Raw genomic sequence first — 21,541 nt, 5'->3', positions numbered from 1 at the left:
TATACTCTTTTCTTAATTTCTAATCCAAAACTGACGTTATAAGTAAAAAACTTATAAACCAATCAAAAAAAAGTAAAGATAAAATTTATAGCATCCATGAACCATCCGTCTACTGTGTAAGTAAAGGTAAGTCTAAACATCCTTATGAGTTTGGTTGCAAGGTACAATTTACAGTAACGCATAAAAAAGGTTTAATTGTTTCAACAGAAGCAATACATCCTAATGCTTACGATGGCCATACTTTGCAGAAGAGTTTATTACAAGCCGAGCAATTATCTGGTACCAAAGTAAAGTATGCTTTTGTAGATAAAGCCTACCGGGGTAATAATATACCTGTTAGTGAATGTAATATATTTATAAGTGGTTCTAAAAGGGGAATAACGCCTGCTACTAAAAAAAGCTATAAAAAGAAGATCTTCTATTGAACCGCATATTGGTCATATGAAATCCGATGGTAAATTATCTGTTAACTATTTGAAAGGTATTCTAGGAGATAAACTTAACGTTATTTTATGTGCTATTGCTCATAACCTACGACTGATTACAAGAAAGTTATTCTTAACACACTCACAATCACATAAATTAAAACCTATATAATTAAAATTCTTAATCCAAAACCAGTTATACCTATATCTTGGGTAGGAAAAATAGAGCGCCTGCTAAACCATAAATATTGTAAAAAAAGATCCATTCAATAAATTTATTCAAAAATAATATTTCAGGGCCGACTAAATAATGGTGCTAATATATATACAAAAAATAAGTATGGAACTATTCTTCTTTACGCAACAGAGGACAACAGTACTAAAAAAATGAGGGACACTTTTTACAGAGCTAAATGTATGAAACGTAAGTTTCAGACTAGATAATTTTTTATATCAATAATCAGATTCGCTCTGTCTATCTAAGTGTGTAAGCTACTGGGTCTTTCTTTTTCAATTGCATAACTGTACTATATTTAGCTAGTTAATATAGCTATAAAAAAACATTTTACACAATCTTTTAGAAAGATTCCCAAGTTGTCTGATTTTTTTAGTCCACTACATTTTTTCGGGCCACTACGGCCCTATTTTTTTTAAAGTTTCTATGGCACGTATTCTAGATAATCTATAGTCAACCATCGGTTTGGGGTAATCTATATGGAGGGTATGAAAATCTACGGTATGAATGATGTGTCCAGGTACTTTTTGTAGACTTGGTAAGTATTTTTTGACATACTGACCATCCGGATCAAATTTTTTGCCTTGTAGATAAGGATTAAAAACTCTAAAGTAAGGGGGCGCATCTACCCCACAAGCGCTCGACCATTGCCACCCCCCCACATTGGAAGCAAGCTCATAATCCATAAGGTGCTGTGCAAAAAAACTTTCACCTTTAGACCAGTCTAAAAGCAGATTTTTACTAAAAAAGCTGGCTACGATCATTCTTGCTCTATTATGCATCCATCCCTCGCACAATAGCTGTTGAATGGCTGCATCTACAATCGGATAACCGGTTTGCCCACATACAAATCGATCATAATCTTCTTGCTTGCTATTCCAAGGTATGGTATTGCGGTACTTTTCTTGAAACGCTTCATAGATAATATTTGGGAAATGGTATAAAATATTTGCATAAAATTCACGCCAAATTAATTCATTTATCCAAGTGGTAACGCCTACATTTGAGGCCAACGCAAATGCCTTGCGGTAACAGGAGCGAATAGATATCAGCCCGAATCTTAAATAGGGTCCGCATCTACTGGTACCATTTAGGTCTAAAAGGTCTCGATTTGCTTTATAATGGTCTATCTGGTTTATAAGAAAACCATCTAATCGATTACAAGCATTTTTGGGATCCCATAGGCCATCTTTTTTATATATATACCCAATCTGTTTTAACACTGCTTCCACTCCTAAATTTAAGTCAATAGAGTTACCATCTGGCAATGAAGAGGTAAATAACCTCCCTTCTAAGGCATATTTATATTCTATTAGCAGCCTATTCTGTGCCAACACCCCCTGATGGACTACATAGGCCCTAAATGCCTTCATATAAGGCGTATATACCTTATAAGGCTGGTTAGACTGGGTTAAGATTATACCAGGCTTTATAAGCAGGTGGTCACAATATAGATGTAATTTGCAATGGGGTGCCAATACCTTTTGAATGGCTCTATCCCGTTCTATATTGGCTGGTTCATAATCTTCATCGGCATAAATGGCTTCAACCTTTAAATGGTTAACCAGTTTGGGGATAATTTCTAAAGGTGTGCCATGAAAGACAGAAAGCGCACCCTGTAGCATTTTTAATGTATCATGGAGTAAACAAAGGGTATGGGCTAAAAAAGAAAGCCTCCTATCATAAGGATTGGGAAACTGCTTTAGAATAGTTGTATCAAAAATAAAAATGGGTAAAACCTTATCGAAATGGCGCAATGCGGCTGCAAAAGGCTTATTATCCTGTAAACGCAGATTACGCCGCAGCCAAACAATAGCAACTTGAGCCATAAAAACTTTAACCTTCTATTGGATCATCTAAACCTTCAATTTCTTCTCGTAAGACTAGATCTTCTTCTATAACTTGGCCACCCAATGGTTCAGCTATACCCATTTCCACTACACCGGATCGCACTTTATGATCTGGCCCATCTACCTCGTCTAACATATCTATTCTAGCTACAGAAACCACTTTATCCTCTTGTCCCAATCGAATCAACCGAACACCCTGTGTCGCTCTGCCTATAAGGGGTAAGGTACTTACTTGTATCCGAATGGCCAAACCAGCTTGGTTCATAATCATTAATTCATCCTGGTTTTTTACAGCATGAATGGCCACTAATTTTCCGGTTTTTTCAGTAATTTGCATGGTTTTTACACCTTTACCTCCTCTTTTGGTAATACGATAATCTAAGAGGGAGGAACGTTTGCCATACCCATTTTCAGAAACTACCAAGACGTCCCAATCTGATGTCGGAAAACAGGCCATGCCAATTACACGATCTTGTTCATGGGCCAAGGTGATGCCCCTTATGCCGGAAGCTACCCGTCCCATAGGACGTACATCTTGTTCATTAAATTGTGTAGCCCTACCAGAGGCCAATGCCAATACAATATGATGGGCACCATTGGTCAGCTGTACATCTAATAGGGAATCGCCTGCTCGAATTACAATGGCATGAATGCCATTGGCACGTGGGGTAGCATAGGCACGAAGGGGTGTTTTTTTAATAATTCCTTGTCTAGTAGACATAACAACATAATGCTGATCCACATAGGTCTGATCTTTCAAATCCCTAACTTGAATAATACTACGGACCTGATCTCCAGGAGTTATATTGATTAAGTTTTGTATGGCTTTGCCTTGTGTGGCTTTTTTTGTCTCTGGTATGGTATATACTTTAACCCAATAGATTTTACCAAATTCAGTAAATATCAGCAAATATTGGTGTGTAGTAGCGATAAATAGATGGGCGGTACAGTCATCTTTTTTAGTAGTGATGCCTTTAGCACCTACACCACCTCGACCTTGTAGACGGTAGTCAACCAGTGGTGTGCGTTTAATGTAACCTTGGTTGGAAATCATAATGACCATTTCGGTATCTGGAATCATATCTTCCATGGTAAAGGCATCTGCTTCATATTCGACTATAGTCCTACGCGCATCACCATAACGCTCTTTTAGTTCGATCAACTCCTCTTTAATCAACTGCATACGAAGGGGTTTATCAGCCAATACAGCCAATAAATGGTCGATCAGTTTCTGTACTTGATGGTATTCTTCTATGATTTTAGCCCGTTCTAAACCTGTAAGCCGCTGCAAACGCATCTCTAGAATGGCTTTTACTTGTAGCGCACTCAAAGGAAAAGCTTCCATCAATGCGGATTTGGCAATCTCTGCATCTTTTGAACTACGAATCAATGCAATAACTTTATCTAAATGATCCAAAGCAATAAGATAACCCTCTAATAGATGTATTTTTTTCTTTGCATGTTCCAGATCAAAGGTAGTTTTGCGTACCAATACTTCATGTCTATGGTCCACAAAATGAACAATAAGTGCTTTGAGGTTTAAAATTTTAGGCCTAGCCCCTACCAAGGCCACATTGTTTACACTGAAAGAGCTTTGTAGCTGGGTTTGTTTGTAGAGGTTATTGAGTACAACATGGGCTATTGCGTCTCGTTTAAGGTCATAAACAATACGCATACCTTCTTTGTCGGATTCATCTCGAATATCGGCAATCCCTTCTATTTTTTTTTCATTAACCAGCTGTGCAGTCCTTTCTATCATAACCGCTTTATTAACCTGATAGGGTATCTCGGTTACAATGATTTGCTCTTTGCCATTAGCAGACACTTCCACTGTAGCTTTCCCACGCAATAGGATACGCCCCCTCCCTGTCTCAAAGGCTTCACGTACCCCACTGTAGCCATAAATTATGCCTCCAGTAGGAAAGTCAGGGGCAATCATATATTCCATTAGCGCAGGAATGGTTATATCGTGATCCTCAATATAAGCGACAATAGCAGTTAATGTCTCCGATAGATTATGGGGAGCCATATTGGTGGCCATACCCACTGCAATACCAGAAGCGCCATTTAAAAGCAAATTGGGTAGTTTAGCAGGCAATACAACGGGTTCTTCTAAAGAGGCATCAAAGTTAAGCTGAAAATCAACAGTTTTTTTATTTATTTCTTTAATAAGCTCCTCCGCAATGCGTACCAAACGGGCTTCGGTATAACGCATAGCAGCAGGGGCATCTCCGTCGATTGATCCAAAGTTCCCTTGCCCTTCTATGAGCGGATAACGGAGTGCCCAGCTTTGGGCCATACGGGCTAAGGTTTCATAAACTGGTACATCTCCATGTGGATGGTATTTACCCAATACCTCCCCCACAATTCTTGCAGACTTCTTGTAAGCTTTGGTTTGACTGAGGCCAAGCTCATACATACCATACAATACCCGTCTATGGACAGGTTTTAAGCCATCGCGCACATCCGGAAGTGCTCTAGCAACAATGACAGACATAGAATAGTCTATGTAGGCATCCCGCATTTCGTCCTCTATATTGATTGGGATAATACGATCGGCTGGTGTTGGCTCCATAAATAGAGAATTAAAGTTTATAAATAGTTAAAAATAGAGATACAGCAGCTATGGTTTATCATATCATAACAGATAAGCTGTTTAAGGATACAACCGCTTAGGATCACGGGGAAATAAGCTGCTGTAACGTACATCTGGTAACCCTAAAAAACATTTTAACATTCGTTCTAGCCCCATGCCGACCCCCGCATGAGGCGGCGCACCATATTTAAATGCATTTAAATAATGATCTATGGTAGTGGGCTCTATGCCGAGCTGCACAACCCGCTCAGATAAGCTAACGTAATCATGTATCCGTTGTGCACCGGAAAGGATTTCTACACCTCGTAACATAAAATCATAGGCATGGGTATATCGGCCATCATTTGGGTCAACCATGGTATAAAAGGGGCGGACTCTAGATGGATAACGGGTAATTACATACAAATCTGTATGATACTTTTCTTTTACAATAATACCCAACTGCTTTTCATCCTCAGTAGATAAATCATCAAAATCCCCTTTTGCTTTTCCATAGGACTTTAGTAAGGCAACGGCATCTGGGAAAGGTATAACGACCAATTCTGATGGAAAAATTAGTGGGGGCAGATCAAAACAAGATCGTATAATGGCCATTTCTCGATCATATTTTTTGCTTAATGTATCAAAGAGATCCACCAATAGCTGATATACGAAATGGACTACTTCGATATAGCTTTGATCGATAACCATCTCAAGATCAACCCCTATAAACTCTGTAAGATGTCTATTGGTATCTGAGTTTTCAGCACGAAAAACAGGACCTACTTCAAATACCCGTTTGAAATCACCTATAACCGCCATTTGCTTATACAACTGGGGACTTTGTGCCAGACAAGCAGGTTTACCAAAATAATCTACCTTAAATACATCTGCCCCTCCCTCAGAAGCCCCGCCTATTAACTTAGGTGTTTTAATCTCTATAAACCCATGGTTTCGTAAATAGGACTGTATGTAAAAAAGCATGCCGTCATTGATTCGAAAAATAGCTTGTGCCAAATCGGTACGCAAATCTAATACGCGATTGTTTAATCGCTTTACATACTGAATAGAGGAAAATTCTTGACTTTCGCTTTTTTGATCTTCCTTAAGCGCTGCTTCTTTGAGTGTAATGGGCAAGTCTAATACAGATTTACTGAGTATGGTATAACCAATTATATTCAACTCAATCGATTGTTGGGAACAAGCCGATACAGGCTGCTCTGTACAATTAATTGGACCGATTAGCTCAATAAAAGATTCATTTTCAATTTTACGCAATAGATTATAGTCTTCTATAGATAGCTGACCATCAGTGCCTTCTTTATTTTTTAATAGAACGGCCTGCAAGGTATCGATACCATCTCGTAGAATCAAAAATAATATACGGCCACAATCTTTTTTAGAAAAGACTCTTCCTCTCACCCTCACTACTTCTTGATGATTTAAAATGGAAAGATTTTTTAGCGCTGACAGTTGATACATATATTTTGGTGGTCCGATTTTAAACTATAAAATAGATTGAATAGCTAATCTATCTCTGGAAAATGACAAGCTACCTGATGATTTTCCCCTCCTATTTTAGCCAATTCTGGCTGGATATAGCTACATTTTTCTACAGCCTTCCAACAACGTGGATGAAAACAGCAACCGGTAGGCAGGTTCCTTGGGCTAGGAATGTCTCCTTGCAAAATAATTCGTTCCCTGCTCTTGGATGGATCCATAGTAGGTATAGCAGAAAAAAGTGCTTTCGTATAGGGATGTGTAGGGCTTTTATAAATTTCTGCTGCTGGGGCAGCTTCTACAATCTTACCTAAATACATTACGGCAACCTGATCAGCTATAAATTCTACAACCCTTAAGTCATGTGAAATAAAAAGATAGGTTAACCCTAGTTCTTTTTGCAAATCCATTAAAAGATTAATAATCTGAGCTTGCACAGAAACATCTAATGCGGCAATAGCTTCATCACAAACAATAAAGGTAGGTTCAACGGCTAATGCCCTTGCTATGCAAATGCGTTGGCGTTGTCCTCCAGAAAGTTCATGTGGATATTTGTACAGAACAGTGCTAGGCAACTGTACATAATCCAATAGTTGATAGATGCGCTTGGCAGATGCTACTTTCCCATTAGCGATATGGTGAATCTGTATGGGTTCCTCTAGGATTTGCTGAATAGCCATCCTAGGATTTAAAGCAGCATAAGGATCTTGAAAAATAATTTGCATTTTTTTCCGCATGGTGCGCATCTGGCACGCACTACAATGGGTAATATCTATTCCATCAAAAATAATACGCCCACTGGTAGGCTCAAACAACCGCAAAATGGTTCTACCCAGTGTGGTCTTGCCACAACCGGATTCTCCTACTAACCCTAGTGTTTCCCCTTTATATAGGGTAAAACTTACATTATGGAGGGCAGATACTTTAGCAATGGTATGGCCCAAAAGACGATGCGGTACGGGAAAGGTCTTACAAAGACGATGCACTTCTAATAAAATTTCTTTATGTTCCATACCTTTAATCTTTAGGAATAGCTTGTAAAGGATAAAAACAGGCTACAGAATGGCCAGAACTGACTTCTTGAAGCAGTGGTTTACTAGCCCTACATAGGTCTTTTACATAAGGACAACGGTCTTGAAAAGCACAACCTATAGGCAGATCAGATAAAGGGGGCACTACTCCACCAATCGTACGTAATCTTTGGGGACGACTACCATCAGACAAAGGAGGAATGGCATCCAATAACGCCTGTGTATAAGGATGTAATGACGCATTAAAAATAGTTTTTACAGGGCTTTTTTCTACAATGCTACCACCATACATGACTACCACCTCATCACATGTTTCAGCTACTATGCCAAGGTCATGGGTAATCAATATAATGCCCATATTTTTTTCTACTTGCAGTCTTTGTATGAGATCCATAATCTGAGCCTGGGTCGTTACATCTAAAGCAGTAGTCGGTTCATCTGCAATTAATACGGCGGGGTTACAAGCCAATGCAATCGCAATCATCACCCGTTGACGCATGCCACCTGATAGCTGATGTGGATAGTCTAACATGCGCTGATGGGGAGCAGGTATGCCCACAAGGGTTAATAAGGCTATAGAACCTATTTTTGCCTCTTTTGGTGTAACCTGTTGATGCAACTGAATCGTTTCCATAATCTGTTCACCAATGGTAAAAACCGGGTTGAGTGCCGTCATAGGCTCTTGAAAGATCATTGCAATACGATTGCCACGTATTGCTTCCATCTCCTTGAGCGAAAGTTGTAAAATATCCTTTCCTTCTAGGAAAATACCTTCTGCAGTAATGGTACCAGCAGGGGGAACAATAAGCCGCATAAGTGAAAGGGCCATAGCCGATTTACCAGAGCCAGATTCTCCAACAATGGCTAATGAACGACCTGCACAAAGACCAAAGGAAACATTATTGACCACTGTTGTCGTCTTATTACTGGTGTAATACTGCGTGACTAAACTTTTAACTTCAAGAACTTGTTCCTTCATGGTTACCGACCTTTTAATTTTGGATCTAATAGATCCCGCAATGTATCAGCCAAGATGTTAAAGACAAATACCAGTAAAAACATGGCAATTGTGGCAAAAAAGAGCTCCCACCAAATACCTCTTAATAACCCTGTTTTGGCATCATTAATCATAATGCCCCAACTAGGCTTGTTTTGAATGCCAATACCTAAGTAAGAAAGGACCACCTCATGCTTTATAGCAGTTTGAAAAACCAAAGAAAACTGATAAATCATCAAGGGTAATAGATTGGGCAATAGATGTACAAAAATTTTACGAGCAGTACTAGCGCCAATTGCTGAAGCTGCTTGGATGTATTCTCTAGATTTATGGCGCATTACTTCACCGCGCATCAAGCGACAAGTTTCGGTCCATTCTGTTACAACCAGTGCAATACAAATTGTCTGCATACCCTTTCCCAGCACTAAGGCAACCACCATCAATAAGATTATAGTAGGAATAGCTGTTACAACTGTATAGAGCCAAACTATAGATGTATCTACTATACCACCAAAATAACCAGCTACTATACCAAAAGCAGCGCCAAGTAAAATAGCACCTAATGCTACTACACATCCAACACTCATAGCTACTTCTGTACCATGTACAATCTTAGCTAAGACACTTCTACCCAAGACATCTGTACCAAAATAATGGAGCCCACTAGGTGGTTGATAAGCGTCCCCCACTTCTGTATGCCAATCAGCACCCAGCCATCCTAATTTAGTAGATACCGCCACGAGCAGGTAGGCCAATAAGGTTACAAAACAAAAAAGGTTTAATTTTTTACTTATTAAAGCCTTGGCACTACAACCAAATTGATAGAGCAGATTACGTTTATACATACCTATGCTATAATTTTATACGCGGATCTACTAAAGTATACAGAACATCCCCTACTATGTTGCAGAAAATACTGAGCACTGCAGCGATTATAGTAACGGCTTTAATGGTTGGGAAATCACAAAGGCTTACCGCATCTATTACGAGATTACCTAGTCCTGGTATGCCAAAAAAATTCTCTATCACTACAGATCCAAATAGTAAGGATGGAAAATCTTTTACCAAGGTTGTCAGAATAGGCACCATGAGATTTTTAAAAACATGTTTAAATAAAACAACTTCTTCTGACAATCCTTTTGCCCGTGCGGTACGTACATAGTCTTGATAAACTTCATCTAACATAATGGTTCTATAAAACCGATAGTTATAACAAAAATGAAGCAATACCAGAATAATGGTTGGCAAAATGATATAGGGCACACAGGCGCAAAAACCATTTTTATAACCCATTATTGGAAAAAGCCTTAACTTAGACGAAAAAAAGACCTGGCCAACTAGAATATAGACCAATATAGAAATGCTACTCATGATCATGCAACCGATAACTAGAAAGCGGTCCCAAATGGTTCCTTTATATTGGGTCATCCAAAGGGAAACATATATCAATAAACCATTTCCTATCAAAAAAGCAGGTAATGTAACGGTTAAAGAGACCAGTCCACCTTGTTGAAATGTTTTTAAAATAGGCTGCTTAGTAGCCCAGGAGCAACCAAAATTAAAGGTGAAAGCAGATTGCAACACGTCCCAATACTGAAGATACCAAGGCCTGTCTAAGCCTAATTGATGGCTGAGTGCAGCCATAGCTTTCGGTGTAGCATATTTACCCAATAAGATAAGCGTAGGATCTTCTACAAGCATGTTAAAGATCACAAAGACTAAAAAAGTAACACCTACGATAACCGAAAGCGCATAGAGCAACCTTCTTAAGAGATATACAAAAAGAGACATCATAAAAATAAGAAGCGATTATTTACACCTCGGGTAAATAATCGCTTCTATCTACCTAAACTACATAAATACAGCATTAAAAATAAATATATAAAACTGAAGCGCTATTGTATACCCGAAGATAGGCTATACCTAGATTTAGGTAAGATTACTACTTGGTAGCTTTAACCTTTTGAGCCATATCTACTGCCCTATATGCATCTAGAGATGCAGAAAAGTCATTACAGGGCACATTGTTAACCCAGTTGTAATGCAACGTTTGAAGAGAAGGATGGACAGCACAAATCATAGGTACTTCCGCTGCTACCATTTTATTCAACTCTATATATAAGCGCTTTCTTTCTGCTTGGTTAACAGTTTTCATAGCGTTATGAAACAACCCATTAAATGTAGTGTTTTCATATTGCAAACCAGCTAATTGCTTATTCATAAGGAGATCAAAAAAAGTACAAGGATCAGGGTAATCAGCAGACCAAGTGAATGTATGCATCATAGTGGCCCCTTTAGTAAACTTATTATATAATTCTGTCCAAATATTGGTTACAACCTGAACTTGTATGCCAATATGGGCCATACATTGGGCAAAAAATTCTGCCTTATCCTTATAACTTGTTTCTGAACGGGTGTCCAATGTAACAACTGGGAATCCTTTGCCACCTGGGAAGCCTGCTTTAGTTAAATATTCCTTGGCACGCTCAAGATTATAGCCATATGGATCCACCAAGCCATTGACATCATCCATTAATATAGGTGGCACTAGAGATTGTGCTACCTGGGCAGTACCTTTGTAAAATTTTTGGTTATAAGTGGCTCTATCAAAAGCCATAGACATAGCCTGCCTTACATAAAGATTTTTAAAGATTTCATGATTATGATTATAGACAAATAACTCAGTTCTAGCACCGGGAACTTGATCCAAGACCAGGTTTTTTTTGCTCCACTCTGGTAAGAGCTCACCTTTTGATCCGGTAAGACCCAATATAAAGCCCGCACCGTTAACCTGCTGGATATCAATTTCCCCATTTCTCATTTTTAACCAACGTGGCTGCTCTTCAACAATAATATCGGTGACGACTTTATCTACTAAGGGCAACCTTTTACCCGCATAAGCCTCTATCATAGGCCTATACAAAGCATCTCCTTCAGTAGGAAACAATACTTCCCTAAAAGTAGGATTCTTGACAAAGGTCAATTGCTTAACTTGTGGATTAAACCCACCCTCTAGCATAAAAGGACCTGTACCCACTGGATGGTTTAAAAATTCAGGACCATAGTGCACCACTGCCTCTTTAGGAACGACAAAAGCAGCCGGCATAGCTAAAAAATTCAAAAAAAGCACCCAAGGTTCGGTCAGGGTAATCTGTAAGGTATAATCATCCAATGCTTTTAACCCTTCTACCTCTTGCGCATAATTTGAGTCTTGCTTCCATCCATCTAATCCTTTGATTTTGCCATCTATCAGACCAAGATAAGGGACTGTATTTTTAGGATCTACTATTCTTTTAAAACTAAAAACAAAATCAGCTGCTTTGAGTTCTCTACCTTTTCCATTTGGGAAACATATATCGTCTTGAAATAGGACACCTTGCTTAATTTTAAAGGTATAGATCAAGCCATCTGAAGAAACGGTAGGCATGGCTTCAGCAAGATTGGGCACCAACTCAAACGGTCTTTTGAAACAATGATAGGTATATAACCCTTCATATAGCTTACCAACCACCTCAGAAGAACTCCAATCATGAATTCTTACCGGATCAGTACCATTAATGGCACTGACTGATATATTGTTTAAAGTAGGGGTAGCAAGCAACTGCTTCCTTTTTTTATAGTCTTGATAGTAGATGGTACCAAATACCCATACAGCCATCAATAATAATATTGTTCGTTTACTAATCATAATTTTGTATAATGTTTGTAGTTTTAGGCTTTAAAGTTGGTACGCCAATGGCTAATGACGAAACGATATCGAAAACGTTGGCAGTAAAATTTCAGTTTGTAAAGCATAAGAAATATATTCATAATATGCTATGCAATTTAACTTATTTTACAATAATAAACAACCGATGAACCATTTTTTAGCTTATACTTTATAAACAGAAGATTATCAGATTTTTTGGAACGTAAGCTCCTGTTTCGACTCATATTACAGATCTATTGGTCTTTTTTACAATGCCTTTGGGGCTATTGCGTATAAAAGAGAGCACCATCTCTTTTTCCTTAGAATGGATCACTTGGTTGGCTACCGCTTCTAATGCCAACGGCAACAACAATTGACTATGATAGATCAAACGGTAGATATGATCTATCGTATCGGATTGTTCTTTGGTAAAACCATTCCGTTGTAATGCGATCAGATTGATGCCACAATAGCATAAAGGTTCTCGTCCTACTTTAATAAAAGGTGGGACATCCTTACGGACAATACTTTTAGAAGCGACCATGCTATAGGCCCCTACCCGCATAAACTGATGAACGGCTGCCATACCACCTATTACGGCATGGTGATGGAGTTGGACATGGCCTGCCAACTGTGCACCATTGGTAACGGTTACATGATCTCCAACGATACAATCATGGGCCACATGGACATACGCCATGAGTAATACATGCGCACCTATAATCGTATCACCCAAAGTGCCTCTATTAAGGGTGACAAATTCACGTATAACGGTATGATTCCCCACTTCTACATAGGTTTTTAAGGTGGTTGACTTGCGATCCTGCGCCACGGCACCAATCACTGCACCTGGAAAAATTTGGCAATTTTTCCCTATACGACTTCCAGACATAATGGTCACATGAGGTCCTATATAGGTACCATCTCCTACGACTACATCTTCCTGAATCGTTACAAAATTGCCTATGGTTACCGACTTGCCCAGTGTAGCACCGGGATGGATATCAGATTGCTTCATGTTGTTTGACCATTTGAGCCAATAAAACTGCCTCGCACGCCAAATTTTCACCTACAAAAATCCGTCCTTTTACCTTTGCAACTCCTACAGACTGTTTTTGCGTAGTACTAAATTTTATAGCGGTCAGCAATAGACAATGTAATACTAGGGTATCTCCAGGCACCACCATACGACGAAATTTACAGCCATCAATGGTAAGAAAATAGGTTAAATATCTGCCCGGATCTGGTACTTTATGCAAGGCCAATATACCACTGGTTTGGGCCAATGCTTCTACCTGAAGGACACCAGGCATAATAGGTGTACCAGGAAAATGGCCTTGAAAAAAGGGCTCATTAATGGTTACATTTTTAATCCCAATCACGTAGTCCTCACCTAATTCAATAATTTTATCTACCAATTGAAAAGGATAACGATGGGGTAGTATCTTACTAATTTGTTCTACATTCAACCGGGGCGTAGCCTGTAAGTCACAAATGGGGGGGGCTTTGACGGATTGTCTCAAGAAGTGATTTTTCAAAGCAGCCACAAAACGTATATTGGCGCCATGGCCTGGCTGATGGGCAACCAGTTTCCCTTGCAAAGGGCTACCTAATAAGGCGACATCCCCTATAAGGTCTAATAATTTATGACGCGCTGGTTCATTGATATAGCGTAGGGCAGATAGACTGGAAGGACTAGGGGTTACTAAGTTTTCAACTTTTTTATCCGATAAGTGGGTGACCTGCTGCAACTGTTCTGTAGGATCAGTATGATCAGAGAAAATGACGGCCTTGGTAGGATCTCCTCCCTGTAGCAATCCTTTCTGATACAAGGCAACGATTTCATCCAAATAGATAAAAGTGCGGGCAGGGGCTATTTCTTCTTTAAAATGGGCTAAAGTGGACAAACTGGCATATTGATGTCCGACGGGCCATCTATTGTAGGCAATGGTTGCATGCAAGCTATAATCTGTATCGGGATACAGCGCATAATGGCTACCTGTATCAGGGTCATCATAGACAAATTTTTCCTTGATGGTAAAAAACTTTTGTGATGCTTCTTGTCGCAACAGCCCTGCTTCTAATAAAAGGGTTACAAACCCTAACGCACTACCATCTAGATCTGGTACTTCTGGCCCATCTAGTTGCATACAAATATTATCCACTTGCAATCCTGCTAACGCTGCTAACCAATGTTCTACTGTAGCCACTTGCACCTGATTTTTTTCAAGCATGGTACCTCTTTCTGTTGCCACTACATGGGCTACGCAGGCTTCTATAATAGGTTGATTGGGCAGATCAATCCGTTGAAATTGTATACCGGTATCAATGGGCATAGGCTTTAATATAGCCTTAATTTTTTTACCCGTATGGAGGCCAATGGATTCAAAGGAAATGATACGTTGAATGGTCTGTTGTAGCCGTTGCATCCTAAATATTTTAAAATTGTATAAGAAACGCTTTGATCCACAAAAAGTATTATTTATATTTTTGCTACTTTTTTGATGGTGTGAGATTTTTAAACCTGGCGTAGCAAGCTAAGAATTTTTTATTTTCAAAAGCAGGTGTACCGGAAAGGGTAATATTTCCTTTTGGAAAAGAGCGCGTAATGCCGGCTCGACCAACTGCGGTAACATGATCGCCTAACTGAAGGTGGCCCGCCACACCTGTCTGACCACCCAACTTACTATAATCCCCTACCCTAGTAGAGCCAGCAATCCCCACTTGTGCCGCAATACCGGTATGTTTGCCTATTTGAACATTATGGGCGATTTGCACCAAGTTATCTACCTTGGTGCCTTGTCCTACTATGGTGCGCCCTACGGTAGCTGCATCTATAGTAGTATGGGCACCAATTTCTACATCATCCTCCAATACAACATGGCCAACCGAGGGAATACGTTTGGCACTGCCATCTGCATGGGTTATAAAACCAAAACCAGGGCTGCCAATAACTGCACCAGCATGGATGACACATCGACTACCTATTACCGTATAAGCCGCTATTTTGGCACCACTATAAAGTATGGTATCATCGCCAATGGTTACATAATCTCCTACATATACATGTGGATAAATTTTTACTCCCTTGCCTATAACTACATGGTGACCAATATAGGAAAAAGCGCCTCTGTAGACATTTTCCCCTACTGTAACCTGCCTGCCTATATAAGAAGGAAATTCTATGCCCCATTTGGGCACCATTTTTTCTTCGTATACTTCCTCTATAAGGCGACAAAAACAGCTGTAAGGATCTTCCACAGCTATCAAAGTAGGGGCTACTGGTAGAGCTGGCTTGAAATTTTTGGCGACCAAAACAGCAGTGGCTTTGGTTTGGTAAAAGGCAGTAGTGTATTGTGGACTTGAAAAAAAACTAAGCCCTCCTGAGCTTCCTTCCTCCAATGTACAGAGATGGGTGAGGACCGCATCTACACCACCCATAAGCTTCGCACCAAATCGCTTTACCAATTCTGGTATGGTCCATTGCATGGTTTTACATTTTATGGTATAAAAATTTCTAACATTACCCCTAAATAGGGCTAAAGCATTTGCCAATACCTAGGATTGATGCATAGAATGATTATTGCAATTAGTAGACCCACTAGCTAGCCTATACTACAATTCCCATATTAGCTACTTCTGCACCAATTTGCTGGATAAAATCATTTAAAGCCATACTGATTTGGTTGTTTTCTTTTCGAATGGCAACGGTTTCACTTGCCATTTCTTTTTCACCAACGACTAGGATATAAGGAACTTTGCGTAAAGTAGCTTCACGAACTTTTTTGCCAATGGTTTCACTTCGGATATCTAAGGTAGCACGTATTTCCTTTTCCAATAGCTTTTGGTGAACTACTGTAGCATAGCTGGCATATTTATCCGAAAGAGATAAAACGACTACCTGTTCTGGTGCTAACCAGAGTGGAAATTTTCCCGCTGTATGCTCTATTAAAATGGCTATAAAGCGCTCCAATGAACCAAACGGCGCACGATGGATCATAACCGGTCGATGCTTTTGGCCATCAGCCCCCATATAGGTTAAATCAAAACGAATGGGAAGTTGGTAATCCAACTGCACTGTACCCAATTGCCAACTACGTCCTAACGCATCTTTTACCATAAAATCAACCTTTGGCCCATAAAAAGCAGCTTCCCCTAGGACAACTGTGGTTTGCAAACTTTTTTCTTGGGCAATGGCTTGAATGGCTGTTTCTGCCAGATCCCAATCTTGTGCATCTCCCATATAGGTATTGCTATTGGGATCTCTAAAAGAGAGTTGCGCAGTATAGTCCTTAAAATCAAATAGACCAAATACGTAACGTACTAAATCAATTACTTTGGCAAACTCTTCTGGTACTTGGTCTGAACGGCAGAAAATATGGGCATCGTCTTGGGTAAAACAGCGCGTTCGGGTCAATCCATGTAAGGCACCATGTAATTCATACCGATAGACCGTCCCAAATTCTGCCAAACGGATGGGTAACTCTTTATAGGAACGGGGGGTACTGGTATAAATCTCACAATGATGGGGACAGTTCATAGGCTTGAGAAGGTATTCTTCCTCAGCGGTACGAATGGGTTGAAAGCAATCGGTTTGGTATTTTTCATAATGGCCAGAGGTTATATAAAGTGCCTTATGGCCAATATGGGGAGTAACAACTGGCTGGTATCCCCGTTTGATTTGCTCTTTTTTAAGAAATTGGACCAGTTTATCACACAACAGTGCCCCCTTAGGCAACCAAAGGGGTAGGCCTAGTCCTACCTTTTCAGAAAAGGTAAAGAGGCCAAGTGCTTTTCCAATTTTTACATGGCTTCTTTTTTGGGCTTCTGCTCGTCTATGTAAAAAATCAGCCAGCTCTTTTTTAGTTGGGAAAGTGATACCATAGATGCGGGTGAGCTGTTTGTTTTTTACATTTCCCCGCCAATAAGCGGCTGAAACATTTAAAATTTTAACTGCTTTTATCCATCCAGTATGGGGCAAATGGGCTCCCTTACATAAATCAACAAAATCACCTTGTTGATAAAAGGTGATGGTGCCGTCTTCTAGTCCTTCTAATAGCTCTAATTTATAAGGGTCTTTTTTTTTAGTAAAAAAAGCAATGGCTTCTTGTTTGGAAATGACGCGACGCACAAATGGATCTTTGCGCTGGGCGAGTCTAATCATCTCTTTTTCTATGGCTGCTAGATCTAAGGTATGGGCAGGATGAGGGCCTAAATCGACATCATAATAAAAGCCTTCTGCAATAGGAGGACCTATACCAAAGGTAACACTTGGATAACATACAGTCAATGCTGCAGCCAAAAGGTGGGCAGAAGAGTGCCAAAAGAGCTGCTTGCCTGCTTCATCTTCCCATCTAAGGAAATGGAGAGTAGCATCTACCTCAATAGGACGGGTAAGATCATAAACAACCCCATTTACCTGAACGGCTAAGACATCAACGGCTGTGCCAAGCTGTTGGCAAATAGCTAAACCAGTAATCCCTTTGGGAAATGAATTGGTTTGACCATTCATTAAAATATGAATCATTGTATTGTATTGTATTAGCTGCTAATATACGATGCACGATACGATGGCTATAAAAGGTGCACTGAAAAACTTAGACTGAAGAAAGGAACTACTGCTTTTTTTGCTAAATGTAGTAGACCAAAAGTATCGCCTGTGTACAAAGTTACGGAAAGAAAAGCAACTGTACAGCTAAAAAATAGAAGGTATACCTTTGGTGCCCTTGAATAAAGGGTTTATTGTGCCATCTAATAAGCGGTGCTTTGACCGCAATCCTTTGCAAGAGCCCTTTTACACTGGTTGAAATGCAATATGACAGATGGCTAAACAAATCCATTTTATTGGATTAAAAAGGGTTGCACCAAACCAATATGAATAAACTAGTGGATAGACCATAGGGATCAACATTAAGCAAAATCAGCATAATAAAATAGGGAACATAATGTTCCCTATTTTTTGTATAGGTCTTTAAAAGGTTTTCTTAAGATGGAAACCTGTAGTTAAGACCTTTAAGTAGCCTAAATAGTCGGCCCTGAAATACCATATAATTATTTGTTAATCAGCAAATAAATGGTTAAATTTATATATGGTTAATAACCAGTTTTTAGGTTGTTTTGTATAAAAAGCTTGCAAAATAAGGATGAAATCTAAGAAAATAAATAATAGCCTTGAGCGTTTGTTTGAGCAACGCTTATCTAGTTTTCTCAACCCGAAACATCCATTATTCCAGTTATCTGATTCGATTCCTTTTCACTCCTTAGCATCAGATTTAGACCGCGGTTTTAGCTATGGACCTGGTCAACCTCCTTTGCCTATTCGTTTAATTATAGGTCTTCTCATTATCAGTCATATGTATAATATTTCTGATGAACAAGTAGTGGTTAGATGGGTAGAAAACCCTTATTGGCAATACTTTTGTGGATATGATTATTTTCAGTTTAAGATGCCTTGTAACCCCAGTTCATTGACCCGTTGGCGCCATAGATTAGGTCAAGAAGGTCTCAATAAGATTTTATCTATGACTATAGACTTAGCGACTAAAAAAAAAGTAGTAGACCCGAAAAGAACTTGAAAAAGTTATAGCTGATACTACTGTAATGGAGAAAAATATCTGTTACCCAACTGACTCTTCTTTGCTTAATAAATCCAGAGAAAAATTGGTCAGTATAGCCAAGAAAACAGGTATTAAACTGCGTCAAACTTATCAGCGTTTAGGTCTATCTATCAAACGTAAAGTTGATTGCTATGCTCATGCTAAACAGTATAAACGTTTATCTAAAGGCATTAAAACATTAAAAACCTATCTTGGTAGAGTAGTCAGAGATGTAGAACGTTCTATACAATCCTCTGATGATCTAATACGGAATCAATTTACCAATCTACTATCTATAAGTAAAAAACTTATAAACCAATCAAAAAAAGTAAAGATAAAATTTATAGCATCCATGAACCATCCGTCTACTGTGTAAGTAAAGGTAAGTCTAAACATCCTTATGAGTTTGGTTGCAAGGTACAATTTACAGTAACGCATAAAAAAGGTTTAATTGTTTCAACAGAAGCAATACATCCTAATGCTTACGATGGCCATACTTTGCAGAAGAGTTTATTACAAGCCGAGCAATTATCTGGTACCAAAGTAAAGTATGCTTTTGTAGATAAAGCCTACCGGGGTAATAATATACCTGTTAGTGAATGTAATATATTTATAAGTGGTTCTAAAAGGGGAATAACGCCTGCTACTAAAAAAAGCTATAAAAAGAAGATCTTCTATTGAACCGCATATTGGTCATATGAAATCCGATGGTAAATTATCTGTTAACTATTTGAAAGGTATTCTAGGAGATAAACTTAACGTTATTTTATGTGCTATTGCTCATAACCTACGACTGATTACAAGAAAGTTATTCTTAACACACTCACAATCACATAAATTAAAACCTATATAATTAAAATTCTTAATCCAAAACCAGTTATACCTATATCTTGGGTAGGAAAAATAGAGCGCCTGCTAAACCATAAATATTGTAAAAAAAGATCCATTCAATAAATTTATTCAAAAATAATATTTCAGGGCCGACTAAATAAATGCTTAAGTAGTTACTTTTATTCATTGGGATCTGCTCCCTTTGCTTTCAATAAATCAGCTATTTCAAATTGCTCAGAGCGGATTGCATGGGCGTAAGCAGTCCTTCCATCATAATCTTTTGCATGTAAATCTGCTTTTTCTTCTATCAATGCCGCAACATAGTATGGTGCACCATGTATTACTCCATACATCAAAACAGTCTTTCCTTTATGATCTTTTACTTCCAGATCGAACGGTCTATTTTGCAATAAATCTAAAATAGATCGTTGATCAGTATACAAAGGGCTCATTGCCATATACATTAAAAAAGTCCTTCCTTCATGATCCTGTATATTCAAATTTACTCCTTTTTCTACCAATCCCCTTATACTATCCCCCCTATTATGTATTCCTGCATACATCAAAGCAGTCCTTCCAACACCATCTTGTTGATCTACCTTTGCTCCTTTGTCTATCAAGAAATCGACCAAGTCTTTTTGATTAGGTATATTAGATATTACTACATGCATCAGAGCAGTTTTACCCTGATAATCTCCTAAAGTCATCGATGCCCCGTAGTTGATCAATAATTCAGCATTCTCTTTTTTTTGGTGGGTTACTGAATACATTAAAGCAGTTCTGCCTTCGTTATCTTGTGCATCTCTATCTACTCTATGACTTTCTACCAATAACTTGTAAGTATCTGGCTCAAGACGTACTGCGCCATGCATTAAAGCAGTTTTTCCATCATGATCTTTTACATTCAGATCTACATTTTGTTGGTTTAGCAAGTACTTGATAGATGGTATATTTTTCTCTATGATTGCCCGCATCAAGGGAGTTATTCCTTCTTTATCTCCCGCGTTCAAAAGTTCTATCTTGGAATCTGCAGTACTGTCTGTTAATAAATTGTTTTCTGTTAATAATTTAACAACATCTATTTTATCATTTGCTATTGCATACATTAAAGCAGTCCTTCCATTATTATCCCTAACATTCAGAGCTGCCTTATTTAGTATTAGCTGTTTCAAATCTTCTATACGACCATCTGCCGCTGCATCCATTAAAGAGGTCGTCCCATATGGACCACGCTTTGCATTCAGCATGTCGATACCAATCGAAGCATCTTTGCATGTGTATGGATGTGGTTCAGTTGCGTTGAACGCCTCTGTGGTTGATAGGTCGTATGGATTTAATGTTGTACCCATAGCAGTAGTATTACTCAACCCAGTTGTATTGGATACAGATGGCATGGTTGTAGACATAGGTGTACCAATTACATTAGAAAATAGAGCGGCACCTAACATAGTTTGCATCGGCTTTTTAAGCTTCTTGGTACCTATTCCTTGCTTTATGCTGGTACAAGAAGACAAAGCATGGACGGTTAGTAATCCAATGCATAGACCTACTCTACTGTTTATTTTTCTCATAGCTATTAATGTTTAAAATATGAATGATAATTTATCGTAAACCATTCAACACCAAGCAGAAGCATTACAATAGAGCAGACTACGGTCTATACCGAATTATGCCCACTGCTTAAGCTTAACAAAGGAAAATCCCCCAATTATACAAAACAAATCATACGGAAGCATTGCTTTCCTTTTTTGTTGACTGGCAATTATCATGATAAGAAAAAATAAATACCGTTCCAAACGGAATGGACTAGAAA

The 21,541-nt window shown here is 38.8% G+C and carries 13 protein-coding genes and 2 pseudogenes; 2 read left to right on the top strand and 13 right to left on the bottom strand.

The features are described from left to right. Positions 1–38: 38 nt before the first annotated feature. Positions 39–698: pseudogene (locus CHV_RS05370) on the top strand (IS5-like element ISCca5 family transposase); the annotation flags it as partial. 360 nt (positions 699–1,058) lie between these two features. Here CHV_RS05370 and CHV_RS03685 read toward each other — a convergent pair. The 12 genes from CHV_RS03685 to thrS form a co-directional block, all read right to left on the bottom strand. Further along, positions 1,059–2,489: a cryptochrome/photolyase family protein gene (locus CHV_RS03685; RefSeq protein WP_034577450.1), complete on the bottom strand. Its 1,431-nt coding sequence runs from the start codon at positions 2,487–2,489 to the stop codon at positions 1,059–1,061. Positions 2,490–2,496: 7 nt separating this feature from the next. Continuing rightward, positions 2,497–5,085, bottom strand: a complete 2,589-nt coding sequence (gyrA, locus tag CHV_RS03680) for a DNA gyrase subunit A (RefSeq protein ID WP_034577448.1) — start codon at positions 5,083–5,085, stop codon at positions 2,497–2,499. Between the two features lie 81 nt (positions 5,086–5,166). Further along, the gene (gene aspS, locus CHV_RS03675) at positions 5,167–6,567 is read right to left on the bottom strand and encodes an aspartate--tRNA(Asn) ligase (protein ID WP_051602224.1); all 1,401 of its coding nucleotides are present in this window, start codon (positions 6,565–6,567) and stop codon (positions 5,167–5,169) included. 44 nt (positions 6,568–6,611) lie between these two features. After that, a complete protein-coding gene (locus CHV_RS03670; protein ID WP_034577444.1) occupies positions 6,612–7,598 on the bottom strand; it encodes an ABC transporter ATP-binding protein in 987 nt (328 codons plus the stop codon). Positions 7,599–7,602: 4 nt separating this feature from the next. Next, the gene (locus tag CHV_RS03665; RefSeq protein WP_034577443.1) at positions 7,603–8,595 is read right to left on the bottom strand and encodes an ABC transporter ATP-binding protein; all 993 of its coding nucleotides are present in this window, start codon (positions 8,593–8,595) and stop codon (positions 7,603–7,605) included. Positions 8,596–8,597: 2 nt separating this feature from the next. Continuing rightward, entirely contained in the window at positions 8,598–9,458 is an 861-nt protein-coding gene (locus tag CHV_RS03660) for an ABC transporter permease (protein ID WP_034577442.1), read from the bottom strand. A 7-nt stretch (positions 9,459–9,465) separates the two neighbouring features. Continuing rightward, positions 9,466–10,407 carry an ABC transporter permease gene (locus tag CHV_RS03655; protein ID WP_034577441.1) on the bottom strand — a complete coding sequence of 314 codons (942 nt, stop codon included), beginning with the start codon at positions 10,405–10,407 and terminating at the stop codon, positions 9,466–9,468. Between the two features lie 148 nt (positions 10,408–10,555). Beyond that, entirely contained in the window at positions 10,556–12,301 is a 1,746-nt protein-coding gene (locus CHV_RS04960; RefSeq protein WP_051602223.1) for an ABC transporter substrate-binding protein, read from the bottom strand. Between the two features lie 241 nt (positions 12,302–12,542). Further along, complete coding sequence (gene lpxA / locus CHV_RS03645) at positions 12,543–13,319, bottom strand: acyl-ACP--UDP-N-acetylglucosamine O-acyltransferase (protein WP_034577440.1); 777 nt, start codon at positions 13,317–13,319, stop codon at positions 12,543–12,545. Beyond that, positions 13,306–14,730 (bottom strand): bifunctional UDP-3-O-[3-hydroxymyristoyl] N-acetylglucosamine deacetylase/3-hydroxyacyl-ACP dehydratase, encoded by a 1,425-nt coding sequence (locus tag CHV_RS03640; RefSeq protein ID WP_034577439.1) that lies wholly within the window; start codon positions 14,728–14,730, stop codon positions 13,306–13,308. Before CHV_RS03640 ends, lpxA begins: the two co-directional genes overlap by 14 nt. Before the next feature lie 64 nt (positions 14,731–14,794). Continuing rightward, positions 14,795–15,790 (bottom strand): UDP-3-O-(3-hydroxymyristoyl)glucosamine N-acyltransferase, encoded by a 996-nt coding sequence (gene lpxD, locus CHV_RS03635; protein ID WP_034577470.1) that lies wholly within the window; start codon positions 15,788–15,790, stop codon positions 14,795–14,797. A gap of 121 nt (positions 15,791–15,911) precedes the next feature. Then, entirely contained in the window at positions 15,912–17,828 is a 1,917-nt protein-coding gene (gene thrS / locus CHV_RS03630) for a threonine--tRNA ligase (RefSeq protein ID WP_034577438.1), read from the bottom strand. A 616-nt stretch (positions 17,829–18,444) separates the two neighbouring features. Between thrS and CHV_RS05365 the strand changes: the two are divergent. Continuing rightward, a pseudogene (locus tag CHV_RS05365) lies at positions 18,445–19,851 on the top strand (IS5-like element ISCca5 family transposase). A 56-nt stretch (positions 19,852–19,907) separates the two neighbouring features. Here CHV_RS05365 and CHV_RS03615 read toward each other — a convergent pair. Beyond that, positions 19,908–21,299 (bottom strand): ankyrin repeat domain-containing protein, encoded by a 1,392-nt coding sequence (locus CHV_RS03615; RefSeq protein WP_034577436.1) that lies wholly within the window; start codon positions 21,297–21,299, stop codon positions 19,908–19,910. Positions 21,300–21,541: the final 242 nt, after the last annotated feature.

This window comes from Cardinium endosymbiont cBtQ1 of Bemisia tabaci (assembly GCF_000689375.1).
Classification (GTDB): domain Bacteria; phylum Bacteroidota; class Bacteroidia; order Cytophagales; family Amoebophilaceae; genus Cardinium.
This window is presented reverse-complemented; position numbering and strand designations above follow the sequence as displayed.

Bases quoted from the DNA above. Each gene is read 5' to 3' on its own strand.
- lpxA (WP_034577440.1), bottom strand. From the start codon at position 13,319: ATGAAGCAATCTGATATCCATCCCGGTGCTACACTGGGCAAGTCGGTA.
- aspS (WP_051602224.1), bottom strand. From the start codon at position 6,567: ATGTATCAACTGTCAGCGCTAAAAAATCTTTCCATTTTAAATCATCAA.
- CHV_RS03660 (WP_034577442.1), bottom strand. From the start codon at position 9,458: ATGTATAAACGTAATCTGCTCTATCAATTTGGTTGTAGTGCCAAGGCT.
- thrS (WP_034577438.1), bottom strand. From the start codon at position 17,828: ATGATTCATATTTTAATGAATGGTCAAACCAATTCATTTCCCAAAGGG.
- CHV_RS03655 (WP_034577441.1), bottom strand. From the start codon at position 10,407: ATGATGTCTCTTTTTGTATATCTCTTAAGAAGGTTGCTCTATGCGCTT.
- CHV_RS03670 (WP_034577444.1), bottom strand. From the start codon at position 7,598: ATGGAACATAAAGAAATTTTATTAGAAGTGCATCGTCTTTGTAAGACC.
- CHV_RS03615 (WP_034577436.1), bottom strand. From the start codon at position 21,299: ATGAGAAAAATAAACAGTAGAGTAGGTCTATGCATTGGATTACTAACC.
- lpxD (WP_034577470.1), bottom strand. From the start codon at position 15,790: ATGCAATGGACCATACCAGAATTGGTAAAGCGATTTGGTGCGAAGCTT.
- CHV_RS03665 (WP_034577443.1), bottom strand. From the start codon at position 8,595: ATGAAGGAACAAGTTCTTGAAGTTAAAAGTTTAGTCACGCAGTATTAC.
- CHV_RS03685 (WP_034577450.1), bottom strand. From the start codon at position 2,489: ATGGCTCAAGTTGCTATTGTTTGGCTGCGGCGTAATCTGCGTTTACAG.
- CHV_RS03640 (WP_034577439.1), bottom strand. From the start codon at position 14,730: ATGCAACGGCTACAACAGACCATTCAACGTATCATTTCCTTTGAATCC.
- gyrA (WP_034577448.1), bottom strand. From the start codon at position 5,085: ATGGAGCCAACACCAGCCGATCGTATTATCCCAATCAATATAGAGGAC.
- CHV_RS04960 (WP_051602223.1), bottom strand. From the start codon at position 12,301: ATGATTAGTAAACGAACAATATTATTATTGATGGCTGTATGGGTATTT.